We start from the raw sequence: 20,091 nt of genomic DNA on the forward strand, positions 1-20,091 counted from the left end.
ACCGATCCGCGCCAGTACCCCTCCGCCGCGCGACGACACCTGCCGCGGGGCGGCGGGCTAGGCGGTGGTGCGGCTGAGCGGGAGACGCACCGTGAAGGTGCTGCCCCGGCCCAGGTGGGAGTCGAGGAGGATCGAGCCGCCGTGGCGCTGGACGATCCGGCGCACGATGCTCAGCCCCAGGCCGGTGCCCGGCAGCGCGAGGGCGTCGGGGTTGGTGGAGCGGAAGAACTCCGTGAACAGCTCCTCCTGGTCGCGCAGGCTGATGCCGTAGCCGGTGTCCTGCACCACCAGCCGCACGAAGCGCTCGGTGCGCGCGGTCGTGACGGTGACGGCCCCGCCGGGCGGCGTGTACTTCACCGCGTTGCCGACCAGGTTCAGCGCGACCCGCTCCAGCTCGTCCCGGTCGCCGCTGATCAGCAGCGGGCCCGCGTGCGGCGTCAGTGCCAGGGCGATCCCCTTGTCCGTGGCCGTGGGGCGGAAGGCCGAGACCGCGTCGAGGGCGGCCTGGTGCAGGTCGACGACCCCGGCCGCGGTGGTGGTGTCGGTGTCGGTGAGCTTCTTCAGCGTCAGCAGGTCGTCGATGAGCGCCATGACCCGCTCGAGGTTGCGGCCGATGACCCGGAAGCTGTTCGACGGTGCGGAGGCCGGGTCGTCCTCGATCAGCTCGAGGTGGCCGGTGATGGCGGTGAGCGGCGTACGCAGCTCGTGCGAGACCGTGGAGATCAGGTCGCTCTTGTAATGGTCGAGCGCCTCCAGCTGGCCGACCAGGACGTGCTCACGCTCGAGCAGCCGGGCGTTCAGCACGGCCTGCCCCAGGTTGCGGGCGATCTGCCCGGCCGCCTGCACCTCGTACGGCGAGAACTCGGGGCCGCCCGTGCGGCGCAGCAGGACCAGGTAGCCCAGACAGTCGTTGCCCGCGCCGAGCGGTGCCAGCAGGATCGTCTGCGCGTCCAGCGGCCTGACGTACTCCACCAGCACGTGCTGCTGGGGGTCCTCGGGGTCCTCGCGGAGCGGACGGCGCGGGACCCATCCGGCCCTGCCGTCCGCCACCTGCGTGCGGTCCTGGGCGTCCAGGCTGGGCCCGGCGGGTGCCGTGGTGCGCTCGGTGACCACCGGCTCCGTGGCGTGCTCGGTCGCCCCGATCCTCGCGCCACCCCCCTCGATCCGGACCAGGGACACCCGCCTGCGGGCCCAGGCCTCCTTGGCCGTGCGGGTGACCAGCCCCAGCAGCGCGTCCGAGCCGGCCGCCATGGAGTCGGGGTAGCGCGCGCCCGTGCCCGAGAGCCGCTCGCCGTCGGCGAACGCGCGCAGCCAGAGGTTGTCGGCCCCGAGTGCCTCGGCGATCGGCTGCACGCTGCTCTCGACGATGTGGGTGACCTCGAGCGAGCGGGTCGCGTTGCTGTGGATCGCCTCGACGGCGCCGGCCAGCCTCACCTGCTCCTCCAGCTCGGTGGCGCGACGCGCGTTGTGCAGCGCGATGCCGGCGAGGTCGGAGTACATCTCCAGCAGCTCGCGGCGCGACTGGTCGGGGCGTCTGCCGTCCACGGGCACGTCGACCGAGAGCAGCCCCAGGAGCTCGCCCTCGGGGGAGCGCAGCGGTGAGCGCAGGGTGTCCTCCGGGCGCCAGCGCTCCGGGTCCAGCGGGGCGCTCGCGCCGGACTCCGCGGCGGGGAGCCAGCCGGTCGAGACATCCCCCAGGCGCCCGGCGGGGATGAAGAGCAGGGAGCCCCACTGGTCGGCCACGGTCAGCTCGTCCTCCATCGAGGAGAGCGGCACCTCCATGCCGAGGAGCTGCTCGCGGGCCTCGGCGCTGCCGGAGACAGCGGCGACGTGGAAGGTCAGGTCGCGCGTGAGGTAGCTGATCGCCGCGACCTCGAACCCGACCGCCTGGGCCACGCCCTCGACGACCGCGTCCAGCACCGAGTGGACGTCGGCGCCGCCGTTGATACGGCGCATGATCTGGTAGATCGGTCGCAGATCTCCGACCTGTGCGCGAACCGGACCCACGCTCACCTCCCGACGGGAGGCAAGTCTCGCAGGTCCGTGGGCCGGCTCACGCGAGGGTCATGACACCGGTGTGGGTGCGTCCGGGTCCTGGCCGTCCTTGCGCAGGCCCGGTGGCAGGTGACCGGTCTGCTTGGCGTAGACCTGCGCGGCCTGGCGGGTCGCGAACATCCGGGCGAGCGCGATCAGCGTGCCGCTGACCGCGGCCCACGCGACCGCCTCCCACACGTTCACGTCCGGGTCCGCCGGGTTCGCCGGTGGGTTCTTGCCGGTGGCCGCCTTCCAGGACGCGTTGAGCCCCTTCTTGGCCATGGCGGCGGCGCCCAGGGCCGAGACGAGCGAGACGGCGGTGAAGATCTTGGAGCTGTCGGAGGCCATGAGTCGCGGTACCCACTCCGGTCGGCTCCATCCGGCAGCGGATGCAGGGGCCGGCATCCGCCTCATCCCTATGCGTCTGATATCGCCGTTCCATAGGCTGGCCGCGTGCGCACCGCCGTCCTGGGACCCGTCGAGGTCCACGCCGGCGACCGGATCGTCGACCTCGGCACGCGGCGCCAGCGCGCCATCGTCGCCGGGCTCGCCCTCGCCGACGGGACGCCTGTGGCCAGCGAGACGCTGATCGCCCGGGTCTGGGGGGCCGATCCGCCGCCGGGGGCGCTCGCCACGCTGCACGGGTACGTCGCCGGGCTGCGCCGCAGCCTCGAGCCGGACCGGGCGCCGCGCGAGTCGCCCCGGGTGCTGGTGACCGTGGAGAGCGGCTACGCGCTGCGGACGCCGCGCGAGGGGCGCGACGACCACGCGGTGGAGCGCGCGGTCGCCGAGGCTCGCGCGCTCCTGCGCGCCGTACCCGACCACCTGCGCCCGCGCACCGATGCCGCCGGCGCCGCGGCGGTCACCGAGGCCCTTGTCGGACTGGACCACGTCGTCGGCCTGTGGCGCGGGGAGCCGTACCCCGAGCTCGGCGAGGACCCCGCGGCCGAGGCCGAGCGGGCTCGCCTGAGAGACCTGAATGCGTCGGCCCAGGAGCTGCGCGTGGTGGCGCGGATGGCCCTCGGTCGCCATGTCGAGGTGGTGCCGGAGCTCGCGGCGAAGACCACCGAGCACCCGCTCCACGAACGGTGGTGGGCGCTGCTCGCCGTGGCGCTCGCCCGCAGTGGTCGGCAGGCCGAGGCCCTGCAGTCGCTGCAGTCGCTGCGTGCGCTCCTGGCCGACGAGCTGGGCGTCGACCCGAGCCCGCCGGTCCGCGAGCTGCACACGGCCATCCTGCGGCAGGACCCCTCCCTGGGCTGGTCCCGTGCGCCCTCGTCGGCGCTTCCGGTCCGCGGCGCCGGGCCGCCGATGGAGGCCCGCCCGTCGCACTTCCGCGAGTCACCGCCGGTGCCGCGCTGGCCTCTGGCCGGCCGGTCCGAGGAGACCCACCGCCTGGGCGAGGTCGTCACCGACGTGATCGCCGGCCGCCCGCACGTCGTCCTGCTCACGGGGGAGGCGGGCGTCGGCAAGTCCCGGCTCGCGCTCGAGCTCTCGCTGAGTGCGTTCGAGCAGGGCTTCACGGTCGCCGTCGGACAGTGCTCGGCGGACGGCCCACCACCGCTGTGGCCGTGGCGGGTCATCGCGCGGAGCCTGGCCGACCAGCTGGCCGACGCCCCCGAGGTCGTCGGTCTGCTCGACACCGCACCCGCCGACGACTTCGCCACGTGGGACGCGGTCGCCGGGGCGCTGTGCGACGCGGCCAGCGCGCACCCACTGCTCCTGGTGCTGGAGGACGTCCAGTGGGCCGACGAGCCGACCCGACGGCTGCTGGTGCACCTGCAGTCCGTCGTGCGTCACCAGCGCCTGTGCGTGGTCGTCACCGCGCGCTTGGACGGCGCCACGGATCGGGTGGTGGGTGACCTCGCGGCCGCGCTGGCGCGGGGGCAGACCACGCGCCTCGACCTGGACGGGCTGGATGTCGACGCCGCGGGCGACCTCGTCGCCGCGGTCGCCGGGAGCGTCCACCGGGACACCGTGCGCGACCTGTGGGAGCGCGCCGCCGGCAACCCGTTCTTCCTCACCGAGCTGGCACTGTCCGGCGGCGCACTGTCGGGATCGCTCTCGGACGTGGTCCTGAGCCGCGTGCGGGCACTGCCCGACGACACGGTCCGGCTGCTCGAGGCGGCCTCGGTCATCGACATCGTCGTCGACCTCGACCTGCTCAGCCTGATGACCGGGCGCAGCGACACCGAGACCGCGCAGCTGCTGGCCCCGGCTCTGGCAACCGGCCTGGTGGTCGACGAGGGCCGGGTCAACGCGGCGTACCGCTTCTCCCACGGGGTCGTGCGCGAGGCGGTCCACGCGCACCAGCCCCAGCACACCCGGGCCGCGTGGCACCGGGCGGTGAGCCAGGTGCTCGAGCGCCGCTCCGGGCTGCGGCGCCCCGACCAGCGCGCGGCGCTGGCGCACCACTGGGAGCTCGCGGGCTACGGCTGGGTCGGCGAGGCCTGGCGCTCGGTGCTCGTGGCCGCCGAGCAGGCGCGGCTGGACGGCGCCTACGACGAGGAGGCCCGCCTGCTGCGCCGCGCCGTCGGGTGGCAGGAGCTCGACATCGGCAGCGGCGACGGCGAGCGCTTCGAGCTGCTCATCCTCCTCGCGGAGGCGTGCCGCTGGAGCGCGGACTGGCAGGGCGTCTCGGACGCCGTGGACGAGGCCGTGGTCGTGGCCGAGCGACTGGGGGACCCGAGGCTGGCGGCCCGGGCCGCGATCTCGACGATGGAGGGCGCCCTGTGGCAGGTGCGCCCCTACGGCACGGTGCACCACCCCATCGTGGAGGCGCTCGAGCGCGCTCTCCTCGCCCTGCCGGCCACGGAGCCCGGCCTGCGCTGCCGGGCGCTGCTGGCGCTGGCGATGGAGCTCTACTACGGCGGCGACCAGGCCCGCATCGACGCTCTGGTCGAGGAGGCACTGGCCATCGCCGACGGCGAGCAGGAGCCCCGGCTGTGCGCCACCGCCTACCTCGGCGCCTTCTCCGCGCGCGCTCGCGCCGACGCCGCAGCCGATCGCGCGCGCTACGTCGTGGTCGCCCGCGAGGCGGCGGATGCCGTCGGGGACGGCCGCCTCCGGCTCCTGGCCGATGCCCTGGGGGCGTCGGTGGCCAGCGAGCTCGGGGACGTGGCGACCGTGCGGGACGCCCTTCCACGGCTGAGTGACCAGTGTCGACGACGGGGGCTGGCCACGGCCGAGGCGTTCCTGCGGGTGCTCGAGGTCCCGTGGCTGACCATGTGGGGCGACCTCGATCAGGCCGATGCCTCGCTGGCCCGGCTCGGCGAGCTCGCGCAGCGGCTGCGGATGCCCAACCTGGCCGACGCGCTCACCGTCACCACCGTGGCCCGCTCCATGCTGGCAGGCGAGTACGAGCAGGTGGCCCAGGCCATGGCCGACTTCGTCGCCGACACCACCATCCCCGCGGGCCCCGTGGCCGTGGTGGTGCTGCTGCGTGCCGGGCAGCGGGACCTGGCCCGGGCGCTGCACGGTCACCAGGGCGTCGACCTGACCGACGCGACGTACGTCGGTCTCGTCAACGCCTGCCTGGCGTGCGAGATCGCCCTCGGGCTTGACGACCGCGAGCTCGCGGCGCGCGCCTACCCGCTCGCGGCGCCCTACGCGGGACGCATGTGCACGGCGGGCAGCGCCGTGCCGATCGGCCCGGTCGACACCTTCCTGGCCTGGGGGGCGAAGGCTCTCGGGAAGGACCAGGCGGCGTCGGCCCACGCCGACGATGCCGTGGTCCTCGCCCGCGCGTGGGGCCTGTCGCGGGTGGAGTCGGAGCTCTTGGAGACGCGGCGGCGCTACACCGTCTGACAGCCCTATGTCAAGCAGCCTCCTTGGTGATGAGGCTGAGCCGGCCGTGTAGGTCGGGGTTGTAGGGCACTTGGTCGTGCCAGCAGCGCCAGAGGATCCTGGTCCAGGCTTGGGCCAGGATCCTTGCCGCGTGGGGGTGGCGGCAGCCGCGCTGGCGGGCGCGGTCGTAGGTATCGCGGGCCCAGGCGTTGGCGCGCGGGGTGTCTTGAGCCCAGTCGATGAGCGCGGCGCGGAGAGTCTTGTTGCAGCCGCGTCGGTAGGCGACGTTGAGGTGTTTGCCGGACTGTCTGGTTGAGGGTGCGACCCCGGCGGCTGCGGCGAGCGCGGCGGCATCTGGGAAGCGGGCGCGGCAGTCGCCAATCTCGGCCAGGAGGGTTGCGGCGCGCACGGTTCCAGCGCGTGGGAGGGACTGGAAGATCGGGCCGTCGGGGTGCGCGAGGAGCGCTTCCTTGATCCGGGTCTCGAGGATCGATTGCTGTTCGCGGAGCTTGCTGAGCAGGTCGACCAGGGTGAGTACGACGAGTTCGCTGGCTTCGGCTGCTGGGCCGCTCACGCGTCCGGTGGCTGCGTTGCGCAGGTGGTCGACGAGATCGGCGGCGCTCTGGCGACCGCAGTAGCCATTGGCCTTGAGCCAGTGCGCCATTCGAAGCTGGGACAGCCACGCGGCCTTGGCTTCGGTCGGGAACCGGCGCAAGAACGCCAGGCTGATACCGATGTCGAGCTGGCTGAACAGTCCGATCGCTCCGGGGAAGTTGTGCTGCAACACCGCCAACAGCTGGTTATGCACCGCAATCCGGTGATCGATCAAGTCGTGACGCGAACGCACCAGCATCCGCAACGCGATCGTCTCCTCGGTATCGGGTTGTACAACCGCCCAGCGTGCGGTGTCGGTGCGTAAGGCGTCGGCCAGGACAAACGCGTCGAACCGGTCGTCCTTGTTGCCTGCACTGCCGTAGCGCGCACGTAGCGACTTCACTTGACGCGCCGAGATCACCACGACCTCGAATCCGTCGCGGATCAGATGCTCGACCACCGGCCCGTCGCCACGTTCGATCCCGACCTGGGCCACGCCGTGACGGCGCAGCAAGGTCGTGATCTTGCCCAGTCCCGGCTTCGAGTGCGGGAGCGTGACTTCCTCGATGCGCTGCCCATCGTCATCGACGATGCACAACGCGTGGTGCTGCCAGGACCAGTCGATCCCAGCGAAAGTGGGCGTAGCCTCCATGATTAGTGCTCCTTCCGTATAGCCCACGGAATCAGCACTCCGGCCCCGGGACGTGACGGCCGGTTGGTCACTGCGGCACTCGCGGTGCAAAGCCCTATGGCCGGTCTGCACGTCCCGGGCCACCAGGCCCTGCAACTGTCAGCCAGGTCCTCACCAAGGCGGGACTGCGTCAGTTCGGCAGTGACCTAGCAGCACCGGGGTGCAGACAAGGCATACGCCTGTCTGAGACCTACGGTCCACCAGTGACCGTCAGGCACCCACCCCCTCGGGGACGAAGGCGAAGGCAGCCCGCTCCAGGCGGTGGAACCGGCCCCGGCCCAACCACAGCACCACCCGGAACGGCGGGCCGGCCGCGGTCAGCAACCCGGACGCCACCTGCGGCGGGAGGCCCTCCAGGCACCAGGGCACCAGGCGAAGCAGGTCGCGCGGCCCCAGCCCGCCGCGGAACTTGGCCCGCTCCACCCGTGCCCACTCGTCACCGGGCACGTAGCGCTGCAGGATCGCGATCGCATCACGCTCCTCGTGGCCGAGGTGGGCGCCGAGCAGCTCGCGGACCTGCTCGAGGTCGGCCACGAGCCCGTGCCGGCCGGTCTCGGACGGCCCGCCGGCCAGCGACTTGAAGCCGCTGCGCACGGCCTCCAGCAGTGGGTCGATCCTGGCGTGCTCGTCCTCCATCGCGTCCAGCACCCGCGCCCCCTCGGCATCCCCGCTCGCGTCGACCCTGCCCCGTAACAAGGGCCAGAGGTGCTCGTCCTCCTTGTGGTGGTGGTCGTGGAGCAGCAGGGCGAACAGGTCCCACCTCTCCAGGAGGGCCTGCCAGGTCCCGGCCTGGGACAGGGGCGTGCGGAGGACGGCCTCGTGGAACCGGGCCAGGTCGCGCCGGAAGCCGTGGTGCAGCGCGTACATCATCGACAGGTCGGCGGGCCCCTCGGGCGCGGCCGCCTGGCCGGGGAGCAGGTGCGCGGTCACGGCCGGACTCGATCGTCGGGTCGGGAGAGGTGCTCGGCGAGCACCCCGGGCAGGGCCAGCAGGTCGGCCCGGTCCGCCCTGCGATAGGAGGGGGTCAGCACCGGCGCGAACGGCCGGAGAGCCCCGACCAGGCGGATGTGCGTGGTCGCCGTGACCTCGCACCGCCCCTCGTCGAGGGGCGAGACCCGGCGGGTGCCCGTCACGAGCACCGCGCCGGATCCGCCGTCGTAGGACGCACTCAGGGGGGAGGTGCGCCCGACGACGGTCCGGGTGCGGAAGGTGAGCCCCGCGAAGCCGAGCTCCTCCCACAGGATCTGGCCGGGGACCGAGCGGCCCGGCGGCGCACAGGTGAAGCGCCGCACCTGGGCGCGCCACTGCGGGTCGTTGCCCCAGTCGAGGACGTAGTCGGCCACGACCTCGGCCGGGAGGGGCACGGTCACGGAGGCCTCGAACCGGGTCACGCGGCCGGCGCTCATCGCCGCACCCGGACGGGCCGTGAGGTGACGGGCAGGGCGGGCGTCGCGGGGGGCGCGGTCAGGGCGGAGGCGCTGCGGGACATGGGTGCTCCAGGAGTGCTCGGGAACGGACGGTCCCGAACTCTGACCGGCCCTGCTGGGATCCCGCTGGGGCCGTCGTCCCAGTGCGCTCCCAGACCCGCTCTGCCCTTAGAGCCGGGCCGACGACACGAACCGCTCGACGTCGACCCGGATCGCCACCCGGGCGGGGTTCTCCCCCGGGACGCGGTAACGGGACGCGTAGCGCTCGCAGGCGCGGGCCACCGACTCCGGGTCGCTGAGCACGGTGCCCTGGCCCTCGAGCGTCGACCACCGCCCGCCGTCGACCTGGCAGGCCGCGAGCACCCCGCCACCGGCGAGGTTGCGCGCCTTGCGCGAGCCGGCGTTGGTGATGATCCACGCGCACCGCTGCTCGGGGTCGAGGGCGACCCCGACCGGCACGACGTGCGGTCGTCCGTCGGCCCGCAGCGTCGTGAGCGTGCACAGGTGGCGCTCGGTCCAGAAGTCCAGCAGGGGCTGCGGGAACGCGTCCCAGCCGGGTCGCCACACGGTCATGGTCGCAGCCTAGGCGCCGGGCGCTCAGATCCAGCGGGCGAACCAGATCCGGTCCAGCCACTCCGATCGGGTGAGCAGCTCATGGGTGTAGATCGGCCAGAACCACGCGAAGTTCACGAGCACCAGCACGAAGAAGGAGCCGGCCAGGACGACGCCGACCGTGCGCCGTGTCGACGGCAGCCGCGACGGCCCGATCAGGCGGCCCATCGCCAGCGTCAGCGCCACCACGATGAACGGCAGCGTCGCGATGGCGTAGAAGAAGAAGATCGGGCGGTCGTCATATCGCAGCCACGGCAGCCAGGTGGACGCCGTGCCCACGATGGCGAAGCCGAAGCGCCAGTCGCGCGCGCCCAGCCACATCGCCCCGGCGTACAGCAGGGCCAGGATCCCGCCCCACCACAGCACCGGCGTCCCGAGCAGCAGGACCTGGCGCAGGCAGGTGCTGCCGGCCGGAGCCTCGCAGCCGCGGGTGCCGGGCTCGATCCCGGTGTCGGCGGCGACACCGACGGGCCGGTTGAGCAGCAGCCAGCCGGCCGGCTTGGAGCCGTAGTCGTGGTCGCTGCAGTTGAGGAAGTGGGTGTGGAAGGTGAACAGGTCCTGGTGGTAGCTCCACAGTGAGCGCAGCGACTGCACGACCTCGCCGGGCCCGGTCGCGTCGGGCTGGGAGGCCGTGGGCCACCGGTCGTCGTTGAGCGTCGGCTCGTCGTCGCAGGTCTCGCCCTCGGCGACGAAGCGGGTGTACTGCGTCGCCGACAGGTGCTCCTCGTACTCGTCGGCGTGGATGAGCCACCCGGTCCAGGTCCCGATGTAGACGACGAAGGCGACCACCACCAGCTGCGCGAACGCCGGGATCCCGTCGACGACGGCCGAGCGCAGCACCGGCCAGCGGACCCCCGAGGCGCGACGGGCGCCCGCGCTCCAGAGCCAGACCAGGATCCCGAACGCCGCCAGCGGCACGGCGGCGGTCCACTTGGTGCCGACGGCCAGCCCGAAGCAGACCCCGCCGAGCACCAGCCACGGCCGGAGGAGCACCGCCCGCACGGGCCCCCACGACTCCGGGCCGACCGGTCCGTCGAGGGCCGCGGCCATGCGGGCGCGGTACCAGTCGCGGTCGACCACCAGGCAGGTGACGGCGCAGAGCAGGAAGAAGGAGAGGAAGATGTCGAGCAGGGCCAGCCGGGACAGCACGAAGTGCAGCCCGTCGAAGCTGAGTAGCAGCCCCGCGACGCAGCCGAGCATCGTCGAGCCGGTCAGCCGGCGTACGAGCCGGCACATCACGAGCACCATGAGGGCGCCGACGACCGCGGCGGAGACCCGCCAGCCGAACGGGTCCATCCCGAACGCCTGCTCGCCCAGCGCGATGATCCACTTGCCGACCTCGGGGTGCACGACCATCGACGGGTCGTCGGTCCAGACCCCCGTCGTCTTGCCGTTCAGGATCAGCTTGTCGGCGTCCTCGACGTAGTCACGGACGTAGCCGTGGTTGAGCATCGACCAGGCGTCCTTGGCGTAGTACGTCTCGTCGAACTCGAACTGCTGCGGCGTGCCGAGGCGCCACAGCCGCAGGAAGAGGGCGAGGAGGGTGACGCCCAGCGCGGCGCCCCACGACACCAGCGGACCCTCGGGGTCGCGACGGCGGGCGAGGAGCGGCACGGGGCAGGACTCTACGTGCCGTGTGCACCCCACTGACATGATCGGCTCGTGACGAGCGACGAGCGTGGACCCGGGGGCCGGGCCGGTGTGCTCGTCCTCGCCGCGACCCCGATCGGGCGGGTCGCCGACGCCCCGCCCCGCCTTGCCGACGAGCTCGCCACCGCCGACGTCGTGGCGGCCGAGGACACCCGCCGCCTCAAGCGCCTGACCGGCGAGCTGGGGGTCAGCGTCACCGGGCGAGTCGTCTCCTACTTCGAGGGCAACGAGTCCGCGCGCACGCCGGTCCTGCTGGAGTCCCTGCTCGCCGGCGACCGGGTCCTGCTGGTCACCGACGCCGGCATGCCCAGCGTCTCGGACCCGGGCTACCGCCTGGTCGCGGCCGCGGTCGAGGCCGGGGTCCCCGTGACCGCGGTCCCGGGGCCGTCCGCGGTGCTGACCGCCCTGGCGGTGTCCGGCCTGCCGGTCGACCGGTTCTGCTTCGAGGGCTTCCTGCCGCGCAAGGCCGGCGAGCGCGCCCGCCGCCTCGCGGCACTCGCCGAGGAGGAGCGGACCATGGTGTTCTTCGAGGCGCCGCACCGCACCGAGGCCGCGCTGCGCGCCATGGCCGAGGCCTGGGGCGAGGACCGGCCCGCGGCCGTCTGCCGGGAGCTGACCAAGACCCACGAGGAGGTACGCCGGGGGCCGCTCGGCGGGCTCGTGGCCTGGGCCGCCGAGGGCGTGCGCGGCGAGGTGACGCTGGTGGTGCAGGGCGCCGACGGCGGCCCGACCGTCCCCGCCGACGAGGCCAGCCTGCGCGACGCCGTACGCGAGAGGGAGGATCGAGGGATGAGCCGCAAGGACGCGATCGTCGAGGTGGCCCGGCTGGCCGGGGTGCCCAAGCGCGAGGTCTACAACCTGGTGCACGGCGCATGAGCCGCCGCATCCGCACGCTGTCGCGCGAGGGCCTGACCTTCGACGTGCTCGACGACGGCCCCCTCGACGGCGACGTCGTGGTCCTGCTGCACGGCTTCCCCGAGCGCGCCACGTCGTGGCGGCACGTCGCGCCGCTGCTGCACGCGGCCGGGCTGCGCACGCTCGCGCTCGACCAGCGCGGCTACTCCGAGGGGGCCCGGCCGCGCGGGCGGCGCGCCTACCGGCTGAGCGAGCTGGTCGACGACGTGGCGGCACTCGTCGAGCGGGTCGGCGGCGCGGTGCACGTCGTCGGCCACGACTGGGGCGCCGCCGTCGCCTGGGGCCTGGCCGCGCGCCGCCCGGTGCTGGTGCGCACCCTGACCGCGGTCTCGGTGCCGCACCCCGCGGCGTTCCAGAAGGCCATGCTGACCTCGCCCCAGCCGCTGCGCTCCTGGTACACGCTGCTGTTCCAGGCGCCCTACCTGGTGGAGCTCTCCGCGCGCGTGCGCGGCGGCCCCTTCGATCGGGCCCTCGCGCGCGCCGGCATGACCCGCGAGGAGGTCCTGCGCTGTCGCCGCGAGGTCGTCGACACCGGCGCCCTGAGCGGCGGGCTGGCCTGGTACCGCGCCCTTCCCTTCGTCGACAGCGCCCTGGCCACCGCCCGCACCACGGTGCCGACGACGTTCGTGTGGAGCGACGGCGACAGCGCGATCGACCGGCGCGGCGCAGAGCTCACGGCGGCGTACGTCGATGCGCCGTACGCCTTCGTGGAGATGCCCGGCGTCACCCACTGGATCCCGACCCAGGCGCCGGAGCGGCTGGCGAGCACCGTGCTCGACCGGGTCTGGTCGGTATGAGCGCGCGCCGCGAGGGCGACCCGCCGCCCGCCCCCGAGCCGCTGCCGCACCCGGTGGTCGACAACCACTGTCACCTGGACATCGCCGGTGCGGACCTGGCGTCCGCGGCCGGCGCGATCCGGGCCGCGGCCGCCGTGGGAGTGCCGCGCATCGTGCAGATCGGCTGCGACCTGCCCGGCGCCCGGTGGGCCGTCGCGGCCGCCGCCGAGCACGACGCGCTGGTCGCCGGGGTCGCGCTGCACCCCAACGAGGCGCCGCGGCTGGCCGCTGCGGGCGCGCTCGAGGAGGCGCTAGACGAGATCGAGGTCCTGGCGCAGGCCCACGACAAGGTACGGGCGGTGGGCGAGACCGGGCTCGACCACTTCCGCACCGGCGAGGAGGGCCGCGCGGCGCAGGTGGCGTCGTTCCGCCGCCACATCGACCTGGCCAAGCGGCTCGACAAGACGCTGGTGATCCACGACCGCGACGCCCACGACGAGGTGCTCGCCGTCCTGGACGAGGAGGGCGCCCCCGAGCGCTGGGTGATGCACTGCTTCTCCGGCGACGCCGACTTCGCCCGTCGCTGTCTCGACCGGGGGGCCCACCTGTCCTTTGCGGGGACGGTCACCTTCAAGAACGCGCAGCCGCTGCGCGACGCGCTCGTCGTCGTGCCGGCCGACCGGCTGCTGGTCGAGACCGACGCGCCGTTCCTCACGCCCACGCCGTACCGGGGCCGGCCCAACGCCTCCTACCTGGTCCCGTTGACCATGCGGCTCATGGCGCAGGTGCGCGGCGACGACCTGGCCGAGCTGTGCGCCGCGGTCGACGCCAACACCGAGCGCGCCTTCGGCGGCAGCTGGTGAGGTAGAGAGGCCTCTCACCGGTGAGCGGCGGAGAGATGGGTCACCCGACCCGCCGTCACCGGCACGCGAGGGTTTGCATTTTCGGCGGTTGCACTGTTGTGGTGGAGAGCAGAAGGCCGGGATCGGGACACAGAATTGACCCAGCGCAGCACATCTTGCAGCACCGCGCTGGGGCCCGACGACCCGGGGATGACAACGTTCGGAGAATCGTGCTCAGCACCGCACCCAGCACCACCATCGGCAAGATCCTGCGCAGTCGACGGGTGCTCGTCGGCCTCGTCGTCGTGGCGGCCCTCGCGGTCGTCGGGGCGACGCTCGGCTACTCCGCGCTGGCCACCACCGTGCGAGTCTCGGTCGACGGCGAGACCCGTGAGGTGACCGCGTTCGGCGACTCGGTCGGCGAGGTCCTCGAGTCCGAGGGCATCGAGGTCGGCGACCGCGACGTCGTCGTCCCGAGCATCGACGAGACGGTGGAGGACGGCGACCTGGTCAGCGTCAAGTACGCACGGCCCCTGGAGGTCGAGATCGACGGCGTCGAGCAAACCCACTGGGTCACCTCGACCGACGTCGCCTCCGCGCTGGGTGAGATCGGCATGGGCTTCAAGCGTGACGCCGAGCTCTCCACCAGCCGCGGCGCCCCGATCGACCGCGACGGTCTGAAGCTCGAGGTCGTCACCGTCAAGAACCTGACGTTCGCGATCGCCGGGCGCAAGCCCGTCCAGCGCCAGGTCACCGCGCTCACCGTCAAGGAGGCGCTCGCCGAGGCCGGTGTGCCCGTGCACAAGACCGACGAGGCCAAGCCCGGGCTCGGGACGGTCGTCAAGGACGGCGACAAGATCGTGTTCACCGACGTCCGCGTCGTGCGCAAGAGCGTCAAGGGCGAGGCCATCGACTTCGCGACCGTCGAGCGTGAGGACGACTCGATGACCGAGGGCGAGACCTCGGTCGTCCGCGAGGGCCGCAGCGGCCTGCGCAACGCGACGTACCGCCTGGAGTACCGCAACGGCGACCTGACGGTGCGCAAGGTGCTCCAGCAGCGCGTGGTCCGCCAGCCGGTCGCCGAGATCGTCAAGGTCGGCACCGCGCCGGCCGTCGAGGCCTACGCCACCGGCAACACCGTCTGGGACTCCCTGGCTCAGTGCGAGTCCGGCGGAAACTGGGCCATCAACACCGGCAACGGCTACTACGGCGGCCTGCAGTTCAACCTCGGCACCTGGCAGGCCTACGGCGGCACCGGGCTCCCCAGCGACAACAGCCGCGAGACCCAGATCGCGGTCGCCACGCGGCTGCGCGACGCGACCGGCGGCTACGGCTCGTGGCCCGGCTGCGCCGCCAAGCTGGGCCTCCCCACCTGAGCCCGACACCCGGCCACTACCGTGGCGGTCATGTCTGACACCTCCGCCGGTCCGAGGCTTCTCGGGCCGGCGGAGGTGCGTCAGCTCGCGGACCGCCTCGACCTGCGCCCCACCAAGCAGCGCGGCCAGAACTTCGTGATCGACCCCAACACCGTGCGCCGCATCGTGCGCGAGTCGGGGGTGGGACCCGACGACGTGGTCGTCGAGGTCGGCCCCGGCCTGGGGTCGCTGACCCTGGCCCTGCTCGGCGTCGCCCGCCGCGTGGTCGCGATCGAGGTCGACGAGCTGCTCGCCGGCCTGCTGCCCGAGACGATCGCGACGTACGCGCCCGCCCAGGCCGACCGCTTCGAGGTCGTGCTCGCCGACGCCATGCGCATCACCGAGCTCCCCGGGCCGGCGCCCACCGCCCTGGTCGCCAACCTGCCCTACAACGTCTCGGTGCCGGTGCTGCTGCACCTCCTGCAGCTGCTGCCGTCGCTGGAGCGCGGACTGGTGATGGTGCAGTCGGAGGTCGCCGACCGGCTCGCCGCACCGCCGGGCTCGAAGGTGTACGGCGTCCCGTCGGTCAAGGCCGCCTGGTACGCCGATGTCCGCAGGGCCGGCGCCATCGGGCGCAACGTGTTCTGGCCGGCGCCCAACGTCGACTCGGGGCTGGTCGCCTGGACCCGCCGTGAGCCGCCCACGACCACGGCCACCCGCGAGCAGGTGTTCGCAGTGGTCGACGTGGCGTTCGCGCACCGCCGCAAGGTGCTGCGCGGCGCCCTGCGCCAGCTGGTCGGGTCGGCCGAGGACGCCGCCGCCGCGCTGGAGCGGGCCGGCGTGGACCCGATGGCGCGCGGTGAGTCCCTGTCGGTCGAGCAGTTCGCCCGGATCGCGGAGGTCCTGCCCCGATGAACGTCACCGTCCGCGCCGCGGCCAAGATCAACCTGCACCTCGGGGTGGGTGCCCCCCGCGGCGACGGCTTCCACCCGCTCACGAGCGTCTACCAGGCCATCGGTCTGTGCGACGACGTCACCGCCAGCGACGACGAGCCGGGCTGGGACCTGCGCCTGCAGGTGTCGGACTGGATCGACGCGGGCGCCGTACCGGTCGACAGCGGCAACATCGTCACTCGAGCGGCATGCCTGCTCGCGCGTCACCACGGCATCGCCTCCGACGGGCACCTGCTCATCGAGAAGGCGATCCCCGTCGCGGGCGGCCTGGCCGGCGGCTCGGCCGACGCCGCCGCGGCCCTGGTCGCGCTGGACCGCCTGTGGGACGCGCAGACCAGCGACGAGGACCTGCTCGCGATCGCCGCCGAGCTGGGCAGCGACGTCCCGTTCGCGCTGCTGGGCGGCACCGCCCTCGGCACCGGGCGCGGCGAGCTCGTCACCCCGCTCGCGGACGCCGGCACCTGGTGGTGGGTGCTCGTGCCCAGCCTGGAGGGGATGTCGACGCCCGAGGTCTACCGCCACTTCGACAAGCTCTTCCACGACGCCTCGCCCACGCCGCCTCCCGCCGACGAGCTCATCGCCGCGGTGGCCTCGGGCGAGCCGCACCGGCTGGCCCGGCTGCTGCGCAACGACCTCCAGGCGGCCGCGATCGACCTGCGCCCCGACCTCGGGGTGCTGCTCGACCAGGGCGAGGAGGAGGGCGCGCTGCGCGGCATCGTCAGCGGCTCGGGGCCGACCTGCGTGTTCCTATGCGAGTCCGCCGACCACGCGCGTGACCTCGCGGGGGCGCTGATGCGGCGCGGACACGGCATCGTGCTCGTGGCCAACGGGGCCGTCGCCGGAGCCCATATCGTCGGAGGAAACCATGGTTAACCTGCTCAACCTCGAGCGCGTCTCGAAGGCGTACGGCGTGCGCCCGCTGCTCACCGAGGTCTCCCTCGGCATCGCGGCCGGGCAGCGCATCGGCATCGTCGGGCGCAACGGTGACGGCAAGACCACGCTGCTCGAGGTGATGATGGGCCTTGAGGAGCCCGACTCCGGCCGGGTCTCGCGCCAGCGCGGGCTGCACGTCGGCTACCTGCACCAGGGTGACGAGCTCGTCGACACCCACACCGTGCGCGAGGCGGTCCTCGGCGGCCGCTCCGACCACGAGTGGGCCGCCGAGCAGCGCACCCGCGAGATCGTCGAGACGCTGCTCGCCGGCGTCTCGCTCGACCGCGCGGTGGTCGGGCTGTCCGGCGGCGAGCGGCGCCGCTGCTCGCTGGCCGCGCTGCTGCTGGGCGACCACGACCTGATCGTGCTCGACGAGCCCACCAACCACCTCGACGTCGAGGCCGTGGCCTGGCTGGCGGCGCACCTGGCCGCCCGCGAGTCGGCGATGGTCGTCGTCACCCACGACCGGTGGTTCCTCGACGAGGTCTGCCAGTGGACCTGGGAGGTGCACGACGGGGTCGTCGACGCCTACGAGGGCGGCTATGCCGCGTTCGTGCTGGCCAAGGCGGAGCGGCAGCGCCAGGCCTCCGCGTCCGAGGCGCGCCGCCAGAACCTCGTACGCAAGGAGCTGGCCTGGCTGCGCCGCGGCCCGCCGGCCCGGACCTCCAAGCCGCAGTTCCGCATCGACGCGGCCAACGCGCTGATCGAGGACGTGCCGCCACCGCGCGACCGGCTCGAGCTGCAGCGCTTCGCCTCGCAGCGGCTCGGCAAGGACGTCATCGACGTCGAGGACGTCGACCTGGTGCGCGGGGAGCGCCGGCTGCTCTCCCACGCCACCTGGCGCCTCGGCCCGGGGGACCGGGTCGGCATCGTGGGCGTCAACGGTGCCGGCAAGACCTCGGTGCTCAGCCTGGTCGCCGGCGAGCTGGAGCCGCAGTCGGGCCGGGTCAAGCGCGGCAAGACCGTCCTGCTGCGCCACCTCTCGCAGCAGCTCGACGACCTCGACCCCACCGGCCGCGTGCTCGAGACCGTGGAGAAGATCAGCCGGGTCGCCCGCACCCAGGACGGCGAGATCAGCGCCACCTCGATGCTGGAGCGCTTCGGCTTCACCGGCGACAAGCTGACCACCCGCATCGGCGACCTGTCCGGTGGCGAGCGTCGTCGCTTCCAGCTGCTGCGGCTGCTGCTCGACGAGCCCAACGTCCTGCTCCTCGACGAGCCCACCAACGACCTGGACATCGACACCCTCAACGTCCTGGAGGACTACCTCGACGGCTGGCCGGGCACCCTGATCGTGGTCTCCCACGACCGCTACTTCCTTGAGCGCGTCACCGACTCCGTCTGGGCGCTGCTCGGCGACGGCAAGATCTCGATGCTGCCGCGCGGGGTCGAGGAGTACCTCGAGCGTCGTACCGCCTCGCTCGCCGCGGCTGCCGCCCCGACCCCGTCGACGGGATCGGGCGAGCCGAAGCGCAAGGTCGGCGGCGCCGAGGAGCGCACCGCCCGCAAGACCCTGGCCCGGCTGGAGAAGCAGCTGGCCCGGGTGAACGCCCGCGAGGCCGAGCTCAACGCCCTCATGCTCGAGCACGCCCAGGACCACGCCCGCCTCGCCGAGCTCGGCGCCGAGCTCCACGCACTCCGGGCCCAGAAGGACGACTTCGAGCTCGAGTGGCTCGAGGCCGCCGAGATCCTCGAGCACTGAGCGCCGACGGGTCGATCAGGAGTACGGCGCGAGGAGGGTGCGCAGGAGGGCGGCGAGCCGCTGCTGCTGGGTGGGAGCCAGGTCGGCGAGGAGCGCGCGCTCGGCCTCCAGCAGCGCCTCGAAGGCCGCGTCGACGGCGGTCTTGCCCTCGGCGGTGAGACGCACGATCACCCCGCGGCGGTCCTCGGGATCGGGGTAGCGCTCGACGAAGCCGCGCGCGGCCAGCCGGTCGACCCGGTTGGTCATGGTCCCGCTGGTCACCAGGGTCTCGCGCAGGAGCCGCCCCGGCGACAGCTCGTACGGCGTGCCGGCGCGGCGCAGGGCCGCGAGCACGTCGAACTCCCACGACTCGATCCCGTGGGCGGTGAAGGCGGCCCGGCGGGCGAGGTCCAGATGGCGGGCGAGCCTGCTGATCCGGCTGAAGACGGCGACGGGCTCCAGATCGAGGTCGCCGCGCTCGCGCGCCCACGCCTCGACCAGGTCGTCCACCTCGTCCCGCATGGGAGCAGCGTAGCGGAGCATCGAGAATCTTGACATCAAGATAGATGCGGCGCACGATGGGGCCATGCCGCACACCTGGGACCCCGAGCACTACCTCGCCTACGCCGACGAGCGCGGCCGGCCGTTCGTGGACCTGCTCGCCCGGGTCGGCGCGGACCGCCCGGGCCGGGTGGTCGACCTCGGCTGCGGCCCGGGCAACCTCACCGCGCTGCTGGCCCAGCGCTGGCCGGAGGCCGACGTGGCGGGCGTCGACTCCAGCGAGGAGATGGTGCGCGCCGCCCGCGAGGCGCAGCCGGACCGGCGGTTCGAGGTCGCCGACCTCCGCACCTGGCGGCCGCCGGAGGGCGGGGTCGACGTCCTGCTCAGCAACGCCACCCTCCAGTGGGTGCCGGGCCACCTCGAGCTCCTGCCGACCCTGGCCGACGCGGTCCGCCCCGGCGGCTGGCTGGCCTTCCAGGTGCCTGGCAACTTCGGCGAGCCCAGCCACACCCTGCGCGCCGCGCTCGCCGCCGAGCCGCCGTACGCCGCCCACGTCCAGGGCATCGCCGAGCCCGCCAGCCACGACCCGGACGTCTACCTCGAGGCCCTGGCCGGGCTGGGGTGGGAGGTGGACGCCTGGGAGACGACGTACCTGCACGTGCTCGCCGGCGAGGACCCGGTATTCGCCTGGGTCTCGGGCACCGGCGCCCGCCCGACGCTGCAGGCGCTGCCCGACGACCTGCGGCCGGAGTTCGAGGCGGAGTTCAAGCGCCGCCTGCGTGAGGCCTATCCGGACCGGGACGGTCGCGTCGTCCTGCCGTTCCGCCGGATCTTCGTCGTGGCGAGGCGGCCATGAGGCTGCACCACGTCCAAGTCGCCTGCCCGCGCGGCGGGGAGGACGTCGCCCGCGCCTTCTACGCCGGCGCCCTCGGCCTGCACGAGGTCGACAAGCCCGAGGACCTGCGCGCTCGGGGCGGTGCGTGGTTCCGCGCGTACGACGAGGACGGTGGCGTCACCGCCGAGATCCACGTCGGTGTCGAGGACCCGTTCCTCCCCGCACGCAAGGCCCACCCCGCCCTCCTCCTCGGCAGCGCCGCGGAGCTCGACGCCGTACGCCGCCGACTCGAGAACGCCGGCTACGAGGTCGACCTCAGCCAGCGCGACACCTTCCCCGGCCACGATCGGGTCCATACCTTCGACGGTCATGGCAACCGGGTGGAGCTGCTGGTTGCTGCGCCCGCGAGATTCACCGGGTAGCCGGTGAAACTCGTGCTCCTGTCACGCAGTTGCATGACACAAGTACGAGTTTCACCGCCTCAGCGGTGAAACTCGCGCTTTCGCACA

At 73.4% G+C, this 20,091-nt stretch carries 18 protein-coding genes; 10 read left to right on the forward strand and 8 right to left on the reverse strand.

The annotated features are described in order from the left end of the window. Window positions 1-57: 57 nt before the first annotated feature. Both LQ940_RS02590 and LQ940_RS02595 read right to left on the reverse strand, forming a co-directional pair. Window positions 58-2,007 (reverse strand): sensor histidine kinase, encoded by a 1,950-nt coding sequence (locus LQ940_RS02590; RefSeq protein WP_231245105.1) that lies wholly within the window; start codon window positions 2,005-2,007, stop codon window positions 58-60. Window positions 2,008-2,064: 57 nt separating this feature from the next. Continuing rightward, complete coding sequence (locus tag LQ940_RS02595; RefSeq protein WP_231245106.1) at window positions 2,065-2,382, reverse strand: DUF4235 domain-containing protein; 318 nt, start codon at window positions 2,380-2,382, stop codon at window positions 2,065-2,067. 105 nt (window positions 2,383-2,487) lie between these two features. Between LQ940_RS02595 and LQ940_RS02600 the strand changes: the two genes are divergently transcribed. Continuing rightward, window positions 2,488-5,838, forward strand: coding sequence for a BTAD domain-containing putative transcriptional regulator (locus LQ940_RS02600; protein ID WP_231245107.1), 3,351 nt, complete (start codon window positions 2,488-2,490; stop codon window positions 5,836-5,838). A 10-nt stretch (window positions 5,839-5,848) separates the two neighbouring features. Here LQ940_RS02600 and LQ940_RS02605 read toward each other — a convergent pair whose 3' ends face one another. From LQ940_RS02605 to LQ940_RS02625, 5 genes are all read right to left on the reverse strand, one after another. Further along, on the reverse strand, window positions 5,849-7,063 hold the full coding sequence (locus LQ940_RS02605) for an IS110 family transposase (protein WP_231245224.1): 1,215 nt from the start codon (window positions 7,061-7,063) through the stop codon (window positions 5,849-5,851). Window positions 7,064-7,312: 249 nt separating this feature from the next. Further along, window positions 7,313-8,032, reverse strand: coding sequence for a hemerythrin domain-containing protein (locus LQ940_RS02610; RefSeq protein WP_231244791.1), 720 nt, complete (start codon window positions 8,030-8,032; stop codon window positions 7,313-7,315). Further along, complete coding sequence (locus LQ940_RS02615) at window positions 8,029-8,508, reverse strand: SRPBCC family protein (protein WP_231244792.1); 480 nt, start codon at window positions 8,506-8,508, stop codon at window positions 8,029-8,031. Before LQ940_RS02615 ends, LQ940_RS02610 begins: the two co-directional genes overlap by 4 nt. Before the next feature lie 189 nt (window positions 8,509-8,697). Continuing rightward, window positions 8,698-9,102 (reverse strand): pyridoxamine 5'-phosphate oxidase family protein, encoded by a 405-nt coding sequence (locus LQ940_RS02620; protein ID WP_231244793.1) that lies wholly within the window; start codon window positions 9,100-9,102, stop codon window positions 8,698-8,700. Between the two features lie 24 nt (window positions 9,103-9,126). Beyond that, the gene (locus LQ940_RS02625; protein ID WP_231244794.1) at window positions 9,127-10,755 is read right to left on the reverse strand and encodes a dolichyl-phosphate-mannose--protein mannosyltransferase; all 1,629 of its coding nucleotides are present in this window, start codon (window positions 10,753-10,755) and stop codon (window positions 9,127-9,129) included. A 48-nt stretch (window positions 10,756-10,803) separates the two neighbouring features. Here LQ940_RS02625 and rsmI point away from each other — a divergent pair, with 48 nt between their 5' ends. The 7 genes from rsmI (at window position 10,804) to LQ940_RS02665 (ending at window position 18,267) form a co-directional block, all read left to right on the forward strand. After that, a complete protein-coding gene (gene rsmI, locus LQ940_RS02630; protein ID WP_231244795.1) occupies window positions 10,804-11,667 on the forward strand; it encodes a 16S rRNA (cytidine(1402)-2'-O)-methyltransferase in 864 nt (287 codons plus the stop codon). After that, on the forward strand, window positions 11,664-12,503 hold the full coding sequence (locus LQ940_RS02635; protein ID WP_231244796.1) for an alpha/beta fold hydrolase: 840 nt from the start codon (window positions 11,664-11,666) through the stop codon (window positions 12,501-12,503). The genes rsmI and LQ940_RS02635 overlap by 4 nt, the downstream gene beginning before the upstream one ends. After that, window positions 12,500-13,345, forward strand: a complete 846-nt coding sequence (locus tag LQ940_RS02640) for a TatD family hydrolase (RefSeq protein WP_231244797.1) — start codon at window positions 12,500-12,502, stop codon at window positions 13,343-13,345. The genes LQ940_RS02635 and LQ940_RS02640 overlap by 4 nt, the downstream gene beginning before the upstream one ends. Before the next feature lie 209 nt (window positions 13,346-13,554). After that, complete coding sequence (locus LQ940_RS02645) at window positions 13,555-14,700, forward strand: resuscitation-promoting factor (protein ID WP_269217228.1); 1,146 nt, start codon at window positions 13,555-13,557, stop codon at window positions 14,698-14,700. A gap of 30 nt (window positions 14,701-14,730) precedes the next feature. Beyond that, entirely contained in the window at window positions 14,731-15,594 is an 864-nt protein-coding gene (rsmA, locus tag LQ940_RS02655) for a 16S rRNA (adenine(1518)-N(6)/adenine(1519)-N(6))-dimethyltransferase RsmA (RefSeq protein ID WP_231244798.1), read from the forward strand. Then, entirely contained in the window at window positions 15,591-16,505 is a 915-nt protein-coding gene (locus LQ940_RS02660) for a 4-(cytidine 5'-diphospho)-2-C-methyl-D-erythritol kinase (RefSeq protein WP_231244799.1), read from the forward strand. Before rsmA ends, LQ940_RS02660 begins: the two co-directional genes overlap by 4 nt. Beyond that, complete coding sequence (locus LQ940_RS02665) at window positions 16,498-18,267, forward strand: ABC-F family ATP-binding cassette domain-containing protein (protein WP_231244800.1); 1,770 nt, start codon at window positions 16,498-16,500, stop codon at window positions 18,265-18,267. Before LQ940_RS02660 ends, LQ940_RS02665 begins: the two co-directional genes overlap by 8 nt. Window positions 18,268-18,282: 15 nt before the next feature. Here LQ940_RS02665 and LQ940_RS02670 read toward each other — a convergent pair whose 3' ends face one another. Then, window positions 18,283-18,768, reverse strand: a complete 486-nt coding sequence (locus tag LQ940_RS02670; protein ID WP_231244801.1) for a MarR family winged helix-turn-helix transcriptional regulator — start codon at window positions 18,766-18,768, stop codon at window positions 18,283-18,285. A gap of 64 nt (window positions 18,769-18,832) precedes the next feature. Between LQ940_RS02670 and LQ940_RS02675 the strand changes: the two genes are divergently transcribed. Both LQ940_RS02675 and LQ940_RS02680 read left to right on the forward strand, forming a co-directional pair. Further along, on the forward strand, window positions 18,833-19,603 hold the full coding sequence (locus LQ940_RS02675) for a trans-aconitate 2-methyltransferase (protein ID WP_231244802.1): 771 nt from the start codon (window positions 18,833-18,835) through the stop codon (window positions 19,601-19,603). Further along, window positions 19,600-20,004 carry a VOC family protein gene (locus LQ940_RS02680; RefSeq protein WP_231244803.1) on the forward strand — a complete coding sequence of 135 codons (405 nt, stop codon included), beginning with the start codon at window positions 19,600-19,602 and terminating at the stop codon, window positions 20,002-20,004. Before LQ940_RS02675 ends, LQ940_RS02680 begins: the two co-directional genes overlap by 4 nt. Window positions 20,005-20,091: the final 87 nt, after the last annotated feature.

The sequence above is a fragment of the Nocardioides sp. cx-173 genome, from assembly GCF_021117365.1.
Taxonomy (GTDB): Bacteria; Actinomycetota; Actinomycetes; order Propionibacteriales; family Nocardioidaceae; genus Nocardioides.

What these genes read in the sequence shown, in the direction of transcription:
- LQ940_RS02620 (WP_231244793.1), bottom strand. Translation starts at nt 9,102, where the DNA reads ATGACCGTGTGGCGACCCGGCTGGGACGCGTTCCCGCAGCCCCTGCTG.
- LQ940_RS02595 (WP_231245106.1), bottom strand. Translation starts at nt 2,382, where the DNA reads ATGGCCTCCGACAGCTCCAAGATCTTCACCGCCGTCTCGCTCGTCTCG.
- LQ940_RS02660 (WP_231244799.1), top strand. Translation starts at nt 15,591, where the DNA reads ATGAACGTCACCGTCCGCGCCGCGGCCAAGATCAACCTGCACCTCGGG.
- LQ940_RS02665 (WP_231244800.1), top strand. Translation starts at nt 16,498, where the DNA reads ATGGTTAACCTGCTCAACCTCGAGCGCGTCTCGAAGGCGTACGGCGTG.
- LQ940_RS02675 (WP_231244802.1), top strand. Translation starts at nt 18,833, where the DNA reads ATGCCGCACACCTGGGACCCCGAGCACTACCTCGCCTACGCCGACGAG.
- rsmA (WP_231244798.1), top strand. Translation starts at nt 14,731, where the DNA reads ATGTCTGACACCTCCGCCGGTCCGAGGCTTCTCGGGCCGGCGGAGGTG.
- LQ940_RS02635 (WP_231244796.1), top strand. Translation starts at nt 11,664, where the DNA reads ATGAGCCGCCGCATCCGCACGCTGTCGCGCGAGGGCCTGACCTTCGAC.
- LQ940_RS02605 (WP_231245224.1), bottom strand. Translation starts at nt 7,063, where the DNA reads ATGGAGGCTACGCCCACTTTCGCTGGGATCGACTGGTCCTGGCAGCAC.
- LQ940_RS02670 (WP_231244801.1), bottom strand. Translation starts at nt 18,768, where the DNA reads ATGCGGGACGAGGTGGACGACCTGGTCGAGGCGTGGGCGCGCGAGCGC.
- LQ940_RS02680 (WP_231244803.1), top strand. Translation starts at nt 19,600, where the DNA reads ATGAGGCTGCACCACGTCCAAGTCGCCTGCCCGCGCGGCGGGGAGGAC.
- LQ940_RS02615 (WP_231244792.1), bottom strand. Translation starts at nt 8,508, where the DNA reads ATGAGCGCCGGCCGCGTGACCCGGTTCGAGGCCTCCGTGACCGTGCCC.
- LQ940_RS02640 (WP_231244797.1), top strand. Translation starts at nt 12,500, where the DNA reads ATGAGCGCGCGCCGCGAGGGCGACCCGCCGCCCGCCCCCGAGCCGCTG.